Source organism: Cryobacterium sp. M91 (assembly GCF_002929615.1).
GTDB lineage: Bacteria > Actinomycetota > Actinomycetes > Actinomycetales > Microbacteriaceae > Cryobacterium > Cryobacterium levicorallinum.
The window spans coordinates 1-11,512 of the sequence record NZ_PJJT01000051.1; the positions used below are offsets into that span (position 1 = coordinate 1).

General features: G+C 62.4%; 12 protein-coding genes and 1 riboswitch. Of the genes, 5 read left to right on the plus strand and 7 right to left on the minus strand.

Annotated elements, in window-relative coordinates:
• Positions 1 to 85 precede the first annotated feature (85 nt).
• The 5 genes from egtD to CXY80_RS20595 form a co-directional block, all read right to left on the minus strand.
• On the minus strand, positions 86 to 1,072 hold the full coding sequence (egtD, locus tag CXY80_RS01025; protein WP_104131251.1) for an L-histidine N(alpha)-methyltransferase: 987 nt from the start codon (positions 1,070 to 1,072) through the stop codon (positions 86 to 88).
• Positions 1,069 to 1,833, minus strand: coding sequence for an ergothioneine biosynthesis protein EgtC (gene egtC / locus CXY80_RS01030; RefSeq protein ID WP_104131252.1), 765 nt, complete (start codon positions 1,831 to 1,833; stop codon positions 1,069 to 1,071). The genes egtD and egtC overlap by 4 nt, the downstream gene beginning before the upstream one ends.
• Before the next feature lie 3 nt (positions 1,834 to 1,836).
• Entirely contained in the window at positions 1,837 to 3,186 is a 1,350-nt protein-coding gene (gene egtB / locus CXY80_RS01035; protein WP_104131253.1) for an ergothioneine biosynthesis protein EgtB, read from the minus strand.
• Positions 3,176 to 4,468 carry an ergothioneine biosynthesis glutamate--cysteine ligase EgtA gene (gene egtA, locus CXY80_RS01040; protein WP_199182195.1) on the minus strand — a complete coding sequence of 431 codons (1,293 nt, stop codon included), beginning with the start codon at positions 4,466 to 4,468 and terminating at the stop codon, positions 3,176 to 3,178. Before egtA ends, egtB begins: the two co-directional genes overlap by 11 nt.
• Positions 4,469 to 4,541: 73 nt before the next feature.
• On the minus strand, positions 4,542 to 4,916 hold the full coding sequence (locus CXY80_RS20595; protein ID WP_104131255.1) for a hypothetical protein: 375 nt from the start codon (positions 4,914 to 4,916) through the stop codon (positions 4,542 to 4,544).
• Positions 4,917 to 5,925: 1,009 nt separating this feature from the next.
• Here CXY80_RS20595 and CXY80_RS01050 point away from each other — a divergent pair.
• The 5 genes from CXY80_RS01050 to thiD all read left to right on the plus strand — a co-directional run bounded on the left by CXY80_RS01050 (position 5,926) and on the right by thiD (position 9,748).
• Positions 5,926 to 6,135, plus strand: coding sequence for a rhodanese-like domain-containing protein (locus CXY80_RS01050; RefSeq protein ID WP_104131256.1), 210 nt, complete (start codon positions 5,926 to 5,928; stop codon positions 6,133 to 6,135).
• 209 nt (positions 6,136 to 6,344) lie between these two features.
• The gene (locus CXY80_RS01055) at positions 6,345 to 6,944 is read left to right on the plus strand and encodes a class I SAM-dependent methyltransferase (RefSeq protein ID WP_233194760.1); all 600 of its coding nucleotides are present in this window, start codon (positions 6,345 to 6,347) and stop codon (positions 6,942 to 6,944) included.
• A gap of 487 nt (positions 6,945 to 7,431) precedes the next feature.
• A complete protein-coding gene (thiM, locus tag CXY80_RS01060) occupies positions 7,432 to 8,232 on the plus strand; it encodes a hydroxyethylthiazole kinase (protein ID WP_104131257.1) in 801 nt (266 codons plus the stop codon).
• Complete coding sequence (gene thiE, locus CXY80_RS01065) at positions 8,229 to 8,891, plus strand: thiamine phosphate synthase (RefSeq protein ID WP_104131258.1); 663 nt, start codon at positions 8,229 to 8,231, stop codon at positions 8,889 to 8,891. Before thiM ends, thiE begins: the two co-directional genes overlap by 4 nt.
• Complete coding sequence (thiD, locus tag CXY80_RS01070) at positions 8,888 to 9,748, plus strand: bifunctional hydroxymethylpyrimidine kinase/phosphomethylpyrimidine kinase (protein ID WP_104131259.1); 861 nt, start codon at positions 8,888 to 8,890, stop codon at positions 9,746 to 9,748. Before thiE ends, thiD begins: the two co-directional genes overlap by 4 nt.
• Here thiD and CXY80_RS19880 read toward each other — a convergent pair.
• The gene (locus tag CXY80_RS19880; RefSeq protein ID WP_233194762.1) at positions 9,699 to 10,271 is read right to left on the minus strand and encodes an MFS transporter; all 573 of its coding nucleotides are present in this window, start codon (positions 10,269 to 10,271) and stop codon (positions 9,699 to 9,701) included. The two genes, thiD and CXY80_RS19880, sit on opposite strands and share 50 nt — an antisense overlap.
• Positions 10,255 to 11,064 (minus strand): MFS transporter, encoded by an 810-nt coding sequence (locus CXY80_RS19885; protein ID WP_233194764.1) that lies wholly within the window; start codon positions 11,062 to 11,064, stop codon positions 10,255 to 10,257. The genes CXY80_RS19880 and CXY80_RS19885 overlap by 17 nt, the downstream gene beginning before the upstream one ends.
• Positions 11,033 to 11,140: riboswitch (TPP riboswitch) on the minus strand. Its footprint overlaps the gene before it by 32 nt.
• Positions 11,141 to 11,512: the final 372 nt, after the last annotated feature.

An 11,512-nucleotide genomic window follows, 5' to 3' on the forward strand; every position in this document is an offset into this window, starting at 1 on the left:
GATACGACAAGCTCGCCGTCAACTACCGCGGCGGAGTCATCCTGCGGGCCATCACAATCTGGCTGAAGCCGTTAGGAGACACGCCCTAGATGGCTGCGGCCAGGGTTATGGCGAAACGATTTTGCGGATCCGTCCACTGCCCGGCTACGGAGAACCCCGCCGCTTCCATCTCTTCGACCACGCCGTCAAGGCGGAATTTGGCCGAAATTTCCGTTCGAAGTTCTTCTCCCTCGTGGAACTGGATGTTCATATCCATCTCCGGCAGGTGCACCAGCATTGGTCTGCTGGCACGCAGCCGCATCTCGATCCACTCCTCTCGGGGCATCCACACCGCCACATGTTCAAAGGCCATCACGTCGAAATCGGCACCGAGCTCGGTGTTGAGAACGCTCAGCACGTTCCTGTTGAAGTCAGCGGTGATCCCTTCCGTGTCGGCATAAGCAGAAACGAGGACGTGTCGCGATTTCACCAAATCCGTACCAAGAAGCAGTGAACCACCGTTTTTGCCGAGCAAGTCGCGGACGTTAGAGAGAAAACTGGCTCGGGTCGATGGCTCAAAATTACCGATGGTGCTGCCCAGCAACGCGACCATGCGACGTCCGGTCCGAGGTAGGAGGTGCAGCTGGGTCTCGAAATCGGCTGTCACGGCCTGCAGTTCAAGGTCGGGAAAAGCAGGAGCCAATTGGTTTTGGGCATCCAGCAGTGCGCTATCGCTGATATCTACGCCAACGTAACGGCGAAGGGAGCCTTCGTCTCTCAGGGCGTTGAGCAACAGGGGGGTTTTCCGGGAAGATCCAGACCCGAGCTCGATCAGCGTCTCCGCAGGGCATGCGGTCGCCATCTCTGCCGCGTGGAGTTCTAGCACTTCACGTTCGGCTCGTGTGGGGTAGTACTCCGGCAGGCCTGTGATGCGCTCAAACAGTTCGCTGCCGAGTTTGTCGTAGAACCACTTGGGCGGCAGCGTTTTCGGCGACGCGCTGAGTCCTGCGCGCACGTCCGCGCGCAGGCTTCGCCCTAGATAGTCCGGAGATAGGTGATGAATGATGTCGGGGCGGGCGGCAAAGAGGCTCATGGGGCTACCTGTTCCTTCGTGAGGTTGGGAATTGGACGGACGTCGACGTAGCCGGCGGTGGCGGTCAGAAGAGAGTTGTCCGCCACCTCATGCCAGTCGGGGCTGTCATCGAAAGGTTCACTGGCCACCACGACGCTCCCGGGACCGGTTCGCCAAAAAAGAGTATCCCCGGCGGCCGTGGCCGCTATGACTGTGCCGTCCGTGAGTAGAAAATTTAGTCGGGCGCCGGTGATGGCAGAGACGTTGTTGACCACGTGCGCCAGCGCATCCCCGGCGCAGTCCCCCGCGGCGAGCCGTTCCAGGACAAGTGCCCAGAGCAGGGCCGAGTCGACCCGAGCTTCAAGGGCCAGCAGACGGGCGGGCGGAAGTGATGCGGCCAGAGCTTCCAATGCCTGCGGCCAACCCTCTACCCGGCCGTTGTGGCTGAAAAGCCAGGGCCCGTGCGTGTAGGGGGCAGCAGCTGATGCCTCCTGCGTCATCCCTGATGTCGCGGACCGGACGGCCGCGAGCACCGCCTGGCTGGAGGTAACCCGAGCGACATCAGCGAAGGACCCGTCTGCCCAGATGGGGATTGCGCGGCGGTAACGGGCAGGTAGAGGATCCCCTGAGGCATACCATCCGACACCAAAACCATCAGCGTTTACGGTCCCATTCCGCTGATGCCTGGGCGCCCAGGATTGCGTCATTAACCCGTGAGCGGGGGCGAGCAGCAGCTCCGCGAGCGGCATCGAGGGCCCGATATAAGCTAAATGACGACACACGGGCTAACGCACTTCGTCCAGTGCGGCGTCCCGCGCCGTACGGAAGCCGGCAAAGATTTGCCGGCGGATTGGGTAATCCCAATTCCGGAAGGTCCCACGGCACGCGGCTGCGTCCGCCGCCCAAGAGCCGCCGCGCAGCACCTTGTAGTCAGACCCGAAAAAAACTTCGCTGTATTCCTGATACGGGAACGCGATAAATCCGGGGTAAGGGCAGAAGTCGCTGGAGACCCATTCCCAGACATCACCGATGAGTTGGCGCACTCCCAACGATGATGCTCCGCGCGGATAGGAGCCGGCGGGGGAAGGCCGCAGGGCTGATCCGCCCAGGTTCGCGTGATGCGGGGTGGGATCTTCATCACCCCACGGGTAGCGCCGCGAGTAATCGGAGCGGGGGTCGTACCGCGCAGCTTTTTCCCACTCTGGTTCGGTCGGAAGCCTACGCCCGGCCCAGCGGGCGTAGGCGTCCGCTTCGAACCAGCAGACGTGCTGCACCGGCTCGTCTTCTGGCACCTGTTCAACGACACCGAATCGGGTCCTGACCCACCGGCCGCCGTCGCGTTCCCAATATTTGGGCACGACTATTCCGGTTTCTCTGATGTGCTTCCATCCTTGGGCCGTCCACCAGCTGGGGGTTCGGTAGCCGCCGTCGTCTATGAAAGATCGGTAGGCGCCGTTGGTTACTGGAATAGTGTCGATCCAGTACGCGGGCAGATCGACTGGATGGGCGGGACGTTCGTTGTCCAGTGCCCAGGGTTCCACCGAGGTCCCCATCAGGAATGTCCCTGCGGGGACCAGCACTTCCTTTGGTAGAGAGTATCGGTCGGTGGACACGACGTCGGCTGCCAATGTCCGGGCCTGTAGGACCGGTTTGCCAACCCGGAGCTGGTGGGTGGCTAACATCGTCTCGTCGTGCTGCTGCTCGTGCTGGATGATCATTCCGAATGCGAAGCCACGATCCACCAGTGGCGAGCCTTCCAAGGGGGTCCGGTCCAGGACCTCGAGGGTTTTGGTGCGAACCTGGGCGAGGTACTTTCGGGACTCCTCCGGTGAGAGCAATGGCAGCGAGGTGCGAGCGCTGCGCGCATGCTGGAAAGCGTCGTACATCTGGTCGATGTCGCACCGCAGCGGCTCCATTTTTCCGACGTCGCGGACCAGCCAGAGTTCCTCCTGGCTGCCGACATGCGCTAAGTCCCAGACCAGCGGCGACATCAGCGCCGAGTGCTGCTTCAGCAGATCCTCCTCGTCGCACTCAGTCAGCGCATGCGTTCGGTTCCGGGACCTTTCCAGCGCGTCGGCGATGAAAATTTTGAAATTTTCCGGATCTGTACCGGATTCGAAAAAATTATTGGACATTTTCACAATGCTCCTCATGCTCTGACGGACCAAAATAACTGCCGGTCCTTGTCCACATTTCCAGGCGCTCCTCCGCAGGACACCGGCCCCGCGCCGTATATCGGTCAACAAAATCTTCTGCGCGGTTGCGCGTGGCGACGTCAACCCCCAAACGGGGCAATGCCATCAGAGCGGCTTCGGCGCAGCCGTAGGCTGCCGAAGCGAGCACGGGATTCGTCAACGCGTGGCGGGCGGCTGTCCTGAGCGGATTGGATAGGGACGCCACCGGGGCGCAGGCCTCTGCGGCCAGGTCGGCTGCATGCTCATCATCCATCAGTGCCGTCACCACGGCCGTGACGGGCTCCCAGTCGCTGGCTGCCTGTGCGTCGATAACCCTGATCTCCATGAACCCCCGAGGGCGGACAGGTGGGAACAAAGTTGTCAGGTGGTACTTCAGGTCGTCGAGCGTTGCAGGTCTTGGGCCTTCTCCACGTAACCAGTTCCGCATCGACAACCCGCGCGGAGCTGTCCAGGCAGCCTCCGTTGAGGGAATGCACAGCAGCAGGGCATCCAGCGCGTAGCGTGCCCAGTCCAAGCGCGGGTCCACCGAGCGGGGAACCATTGCGGTCCGGGAAGCATCCATCGCCAACCAGATACGCTGCCGGTTGCTATGCCAACCGCTTGGGACGCCATGAAGGAACGGGGAATTGGCGAACATAGCAGCAAAGACCGGAACGAGATTGTGCAGCCGCGCCCAACGTTGCGCCGCGCCGCTGGATCCGGGGGTATCGAACCCAGCCTCCAGCGAAATCTGCAGGGCAGCAGTGGAACACATCATTACCCGTCCTGCGGGGCCGAAACGATCAAAATGATGCTCCATGGCGGCATAACGTGGATGATCCAATGACCGCACCGGCGGCCGCGCAGGGTCCAGAGCCACCGCGCCGAAGCACAGACCAGCATCCGTCAGCAGAGCCTCAACAGCTGCAAGGTCCGCCCGGGTCGCCACGACGAGAGAGGGAAGATCAGACGCGCAAACAGAGCTCACTTCCAACTGCCCGCCTGGTTCAAAGGTAATCACCCCCCCACCCGGTAACGGTCCCCGTGATGCCGCCATCGCGTCGCTGACCCGCGCAACCGAAACCGGGAACTGCGGATCCGAGACATCGTGGACTAACCGTTCGACCTCAACTCCGGCAGCACCCGGTGGCCCGGTCTTAAAGCACACGGAGGCAACATATATCTCCGCATCGGATTCCGAGAGTGCACCCACGCCACGTCCGGGCAACCTTGCAGAATTCACACCACACCATTCCTTCCGGTCACGTCCCGGCGGGTGGGTAATTCATCGTCACCATGCGGGGCCGTGTTTCCGATTATGCCGCAGTGAGCTCAAGGATGGAACTCACCCTCGTCAGCGCCCCGACGTCGGAGACAATCAGTGCAGCGTTGAAGACGTCCAGTTGCACGTGGAGTTCTAGGAGAGATAAGCGGCAAGTCCCCGCGTCCCATTCGTCGTGCTGCTCTACGACGACGGCGCCAGCGGGGCGGAGCAGTACGGGCGGGTTGCGAGAGATACCCACGACATTGGTGCGGCCTTCGATCTCCTTATTGCAGCTCTCGAATCGTTGAACTATCAACTGAAGAAAGTGGGCGAGAGCCGCGGCGACGTCCCCAACGGCGACGCCGCGGTCAAGATGCTCTGGCTCGCGATCTTCAATATTGAAAAAACTTGCCCGCGAACGAGCCATAGAACGAGAACGCAGCCGAGATATCAAGCGCAAAGTCGGAGGCCGACTCGTCGAAGGCTAGATCATCACGAACTGGAGGCAGGCCCAAGCCCATTTTGTGCTCGTCTATCTCGACTGCATTAACCCCACCTCTATCCCAATTCGGAACACGTACACAAAACATTTGACAGGCTCTCAGCAGGTCAACGTTGAATGCCTTCTCCCGCGGCGCCGGGCGCCGGTTATTCGCCAGCGGTATTAAAAGCCAGATAGGGTTTCCACCTCCGTCGGCCTGCCAGTGGTTAGGTGAGGGCTCGGACAGGAAAAAGCATCAGAGCGATAGCCGCCCCGCGTGCTTCCGGTAACGAGTCGCCATTTTGAAGATCGTCGGCGGTTTCGGGAGCACTCAATACCCTGAGAGCGTTAGTCACCAGGGACGACGTCATACCGCCGGTTCCTTGCAGAGTTCTCAGATGCCGCGCCGCCTTGGTTGGTGCGCTGAATGCGGGGCGGATCGCTCCTGTGCCGAGTCAGGTTATGGTTGCGCTCCCCCGCTGAGTCAGGCGGCGATTCACAGCTTCCATACCATCAGCACGGCGATGGCGACCAGGAGCAGGGCGACAGTGCCGGATCCTGCCGAGATCCGCGAGTAGCCAGCGGGTCGTCCGCCGTCAGCCGTCCCGGCTTCTAGCAACTGTGCGGCCGATTGGAGTGCAGGCACCACCACGACCAGGTCGAACGCCACGGCGATGGCTCAGGTGCTAGAGATAACGTTCATGCGTGAGATAATGCGGAATCGCTTCCGGGGCTGTTGCCATTGTCATGGGGACGTTTCTGCTCTCCGGGTGCATATCAACTGGTGGCGGCGGGCCGGTTTCGGACCGGACTCCGGATGTCTCTCCATCGGCTTCCGGTATCGCGAGCGAATTGCTCGATCCTGCCCGATTCGCTGAAGCGATGGCGGAGCCAGCCAGGGTGACGATCAACGTGCAGGTGCCATTCGAAGGAGCGATCGCCTACTTCCGACCGGATGACCCCCGATGACCGGGTCGGCGCTGATGCGACACTGCCAAACAACACGGAGACTCCGCTCGTCATTTATTGTCGCACGGGACGGATGAGTGCGGTCGCCGCGACCACGCTCGCCGAACTCGGCTATAAGGACGTCGTCGAACTCGACGGCGGTATGGACGCATGGGTTACATCCGGACGCACGCTGTTGTCGCAACCACCGGCTTAGGTCGTGTTGAATAAGCCCCAATCTACCGGTTTGCCTAGGGTGATCGGCGGCCTTATCTCTGAGAAATCCGAAGCGACTGTGCTATCGCTGAATTGCGTCTTCGACTGAGGAGACCACAGCTGTGGAAGGAACTGCGGTTGGGCGGCATGAAGGCATTTGATAACTTCGACAAGGATCTAAACGTGCAATAGTGTGCGTCAGGGAGGCTGATGGTCATGCCGACAATGTCTGCGCTCGAAGGTGCGTTCTGCCGCAGTGCACCATGGCGTCTTGCGGAGCGGCGCGTCGTCTCGTGGGCGATACAGGGTGTTTCGCTGGCCGGTGACGTTCTTGAGATCGGAGGGGGTAGTGGCGCGACGGCCGGAGCGTTGGCGCGGGCAAATCGGTCGCTGCGCCTGACGACGACCGACTACGACCCCGTGATGGTTGGCGCCGCACGGAAACGTCTTGCAAAGTATCCGCACGTGGCGGCGCGCCAAGCCGACGCCACACAGCTTCTCTTTGATGACAAAAATTTTGATTTCGTTGTAAGTTGCCTGATGCTGCACCACGTTGTTGACTGGGAGAAGGCAATCGCAGAGGTCGCGCGTGTGCTCCGGCCCGGCGGCATCTTCATCGGTTATGACCTCACTGCCTCTCGAGCAGCTTCGTGGGTGCATCTCGCCGATCGCTCCCCGCATCGGTTTATCGAACGCGGGGCCTTCGAACCTGTCCTCGAACAAGTCGGACTCGATGCTATCGGGCTGAGGTATTCCTTCGGCGGCCGAGTGCTGCGATTCACCGCACGCAAGCCTGCGCTGTCCGCCTGAATGGGGAGAGGCGTGTCAGGCAGGTCCAGGCAGGTCCCATCGAATGCGACCAGACGTCGACCCGTCGTTAGTTGATCCCAGATTGCATGGAGCCACTCGCCGATTACGACGTGACCGCCTAATGGCGTCTCAGATTGCCGGGCGCGCGAGTGGTCAAGAGTCACGAGCAGGCGGGCGGGTTAGACCGGTGAGAGCGCGCAGTGGGCGGGGAGTGGGACTGCTGGCATGCGCAGCAGTTGCATGCTCGCCAGGGTATCGGAGATGAATTTCGCCGCGCGCGGGCGGAGCTAGTGGGATCTTCGACAGCTGGGAGCCGACGATGATCGGTGCGGCCAGCCCAGTCTCGACTCTGTGAAAGAGGGCCGCCTCGCCGTGTTCTAGACTGCGTACGGGCCGAATGCGCCTGTTGAGGGCCGACGACTTCCTGCTGCGGTTCACAAAGTATCCCCGACACACCCAGTTGATAAAATCTGAGCGAGGACGTTGAATGAGGCGTTTCACGGCGGATGATGCCTGCCTGCTGCTGGCGCGGCTGCGGGAGAGAACACCTCTGGTGCAGTGCCTGACCAACGCGGTGGTGACGAACTTCACCGCTAACGCGTTGCTGGCGATCGGGGCTGCACCGGCAATGACCGACATCCCCATCGAGGCTGATCAGTTCGCCCGTATCGCTTCGGCCACGCTGGTGAACCTGGGCACTCCGCATGCGGAGCAGCGTGCGGGCATGCTTGAAGCGGCCCGGGCTGCGCACGAGGTTGGCACGCCGTGGGTGCTCGACCCGGTGGCCGTCGGCGTCCTTTCGGTGCGCACCCAGCTGGCCACCGATTTGCTGGACTATGCGCCCACTGCAATCCGCGGCAACGCCTCCGAAGTCATCGCCCTGACCGGCCTCGGCCACGGCGGCCGGGGTGTGGACTCGGTCGACACCGCGGAACAGGCACTGGATGCCGCCGGCCAGCTCGCCGACCGGCATGGCTGCATCGTCGCGATCTCCGGGGCCACCGATCTGATCACCGACGGAACCGATGTCATCCGCCTCAGCAACGGCCATCCCTGCCTCACCCAAGTCACCGGTGGAGGGTGCGCGCTGGGTGCCGTGACCGCGGCTTTCCTCGCGGTCGGTGACGATCGTCTTGTTGCCACTGCCGCCGCGACGGCCGTGTATACGATCGCGGCCGAGCGGGCGGCGGTGGACGTGGGAGGTCCGGGCAGTTTTGCCGTCGCGTTTCTTGACGCATTGGCGAGCGTTGACGCGGCCGCGATCCGGGCGATGATAGTGATTTCATGATCGAGTTCAGCAGGGAGACCTTCACGCCAGGCGTGTACCTGGTCACCGACACGGCGTTATGTGGCAGTCGCGGGGTGGTCGAGACGGTGCGGACGGCGGTAGCCGGCGGCATCCGCACGGTGCAGATCCGGGAGAAAGATGCGTCCGCCGCCGATTTCTATCAACTCGTATTGCGCATATCTGAGGCTGTCGGTGACCGGGCCGCGATTCTCATCAACGACCGGGTCGACGTGTTCCTGGCTGCCCGCGCTGCGGGTGCCCGCGTGCATGGTGTCCATGTCGGTCAAAGCGACCTTCCGGTTACGGCCGTGAGGATGATTGTCGGCGACGACGTGATCATTGGGTTGACCGCCAACACTGTCGATCACTTCCGCCAGGTGGCGCTCCTGCCGGAGAGAACGGTCGACTACCTAGGCGTTGGTGTGATCCGAGCGACGGCCACGAAGGTGAACCATCCGGCGCCGATCGGCGTGGACGGTTTCGCCGGGGCCGCCGCCGTGGCAGGCCTGCCGTGCGTGGCCATTGGCGGAGTCATGCTGGACGACGTGGGGGAGCTGCGCCGGGCGCGGGCGGCAGGTGTTGCCGTGGTGTCCACGATCTGTGCCGCCGCAGACCCGAAACGGGTGGCCGAGGATTTTGTGAAGGAGTGGAACCGATGATCCCTGCTGTTCTGCCGCTCCAAGTACCCCGAGTTCTCAGCATCGCTGGCACCGATCCAACCGGTGGGGCAGGCATCCAGGCGGACTTGAAGAGCATTGCCGCGCAGGGCGGCTACGGGATGGCCGTCGTCACCGCGCTGGTTGCCCAGAACACCCACGGGGTGAGGTCGGTGCATATTCCACCGGTGGCGTTCCTGCGCGAACAGCTCGAAGCCGTCAGCGACGACGTCACTATCGATGCGGTCAAGATTGGGATGCTCGGCAATGCCGAGATCGTTCAGGCCGTCGAGGACTGGTTGGAGAAGGTGAAACCGCCGGTGGTGGTACTTGACCCGGTGATGGTCGCCACCAGCGGTGACCGGCTGCTCGACCGGGCTGCAGAAAGAGCCATGATCGAGCTGCTCAGCCGGACCGACTTGGTCACACCGAACCTGGCGGAATTAGGGGTGCTGTTGGGAGAGCCGACCGCTTCGACCTGGCCGCACGCACTCGAGCAGGGCAAGCGACTCTCGTCGGCGCACAACGTCATTGTGCTGGTCAAGGGCGGCCATTTGGAGGGTGCCGTGTGCCCGGACGCGCTGGTGGATGCCGCCGGCCGGCTTCCCGCCGGCCGGCAGATAATTGAGGTTGCAGCCAATCGGGTGGACACGATGAACACCCACGGAACCGGATGCTCAATGTCGTCGGCGATGGCGACATTGCAGGCCCGGCTCGGGGATTGGAGCGTCGCGTTATCGATGACTAAGTCCTGGTTGCAGGAAAGTCTGGAGCACGCCGACGAACTCGACATCGGTACCGGGCGTGGTCCTATCCACCACTTTCATCGGTTGTGGGCAGGCGGGCCGCCCCCACGCTGACCCGCACTGTTTCCGGGCCGGCCAGCGCGCCGGTCAGCACCAGCGCGCCGCCTAGGGCGAGCAGCACTGCGACGGCGCCGTGGTCGCCGAGCACATTCTGCAGGACCGGCAGATAGTACGGGTAGAGGGCTGGTATAACGATGGACAGGCTGTAACCGACCCCGTAGCCGCTGGAGCGCACAGCAGTCGGGAAGCGTTCGGCCAGGTAGGCGCCGACCGGGCCGTAGCCGGAAACCGTGACGATCTGCAGCGCTACGACCAGCAGCACCAGAACCGTGGTGCCGGCTGCAGCGAAGACGACCAGGAAGATCACCGGCCCCAGTACCGCTGCCATCAGGCCGAAGCCGATGAAGAAGGCGCGCCGGCCGGTGAACGTCGACAGGTGCCCGCAACCGGCCATGGTGAAGGCGCTGGCGGCGGTGCCGCACATCATCGCCAACAATAGGGTTTGTGCGCCCAGGTGGGCGTCGGCGCCCAGTTGCCCAGTCAGCACCGGGATGGCCATGTTAGTGAGCAACCACATGCCGCTCATCAGAATGAATACCTGCCACAGCGCCCGGCGGTGTTCGCCGATAAGAATTCCCTTCAGCGCGTTCGTGCGGCGTGGGGGGGTGGGTCCACGTCGGGAAATCCTGAACCCGGGCACGATAATAGGCGAGCATTCCAAAAGCGAGCACGGCGCCGAGCAAGAATGGGATGCGCCAGCCCCATGCGTTGTAGCTGGCGGCGCCGAGCGTGCCGTGCAGTACGAACACCAGGCCGGCGATGGTGGCGTTGGCCCAAGGTGACATCCACATGATCAGCCCGCTGACAAGCCCTCGCCGTTCAGGCTTGGACCATTCCATCGCCAGCGGGACAGCCGAGGTATATTCACCGCCGAGAAAAATTCCGCCGACAAAACGCAGCGCCAGGATCAACAGGAGCGATCCGGCACCGAACACGGCGTGGCTGGGCACCAGTGCGATGAGCAGTGTCGTCAGAGCCACACCGGTGAGCGCGACCTTGGTCGTCGCCGTGCGGCCGATGGGGTCGGAGATCGGACCGAAGATCGCTGCTCCTATCGGCCGCCCGAGCAGCGTCGCGACAAAGATCAGTCCGGCGTTGCCGACCAGGTTTTCCGACCCGAAGAGATGCGCCGCTGCCGGCGTCAGGGCGATGACGGGCAGGAAGATATCGAATTGGTTCACATAGTTGCCGAAGATCCCGCCCCGCATGGCGCGGCGCATGCCTGGCGGTGCGGACGGTGGCAGTTGAGCGGGGCCAGAGGCGGTGCTGGGGTGGGCGTAACGCATCGACTTCACTTCCTGTGCCGGCATTACCCGGTAGGTTCAACGGTCGAAGCTGCCTCAGCGTCCTCTCAGCCCCTGCAAGAGGGCTCCCGTGTGGACGAGGAACAACATAGCACCCGTGTCAGGGCTGCCTTAAGCCATGTTTGCGTGAAGCCATATTCTGGCCCTTTTTCCGGTTGTGATTGTCTGCAAGCACGCGGCAAGAGTAGGGATTCGGCGGCGACCTCGTCGGAGTCGTAATAATGCTGTTCGATGACTTGATACGCACGCATTGATTGTGTGAACCAACACGTTGTTCGTCCAGGCTTGGCTGTTTCTTGGGTACACTCATCTTGAACACGGGAGTCCGGTGAGCCGGGCTGAGAGGAAGATTATCAATCTTCGACGGTCACGTCCCGCTGAGTGGATGCTCCTATTGATGTCAAGCGGCCTTTGGGGTGGGATTCGATTGTCGGGATTGGTCGTCGAGCCAGGC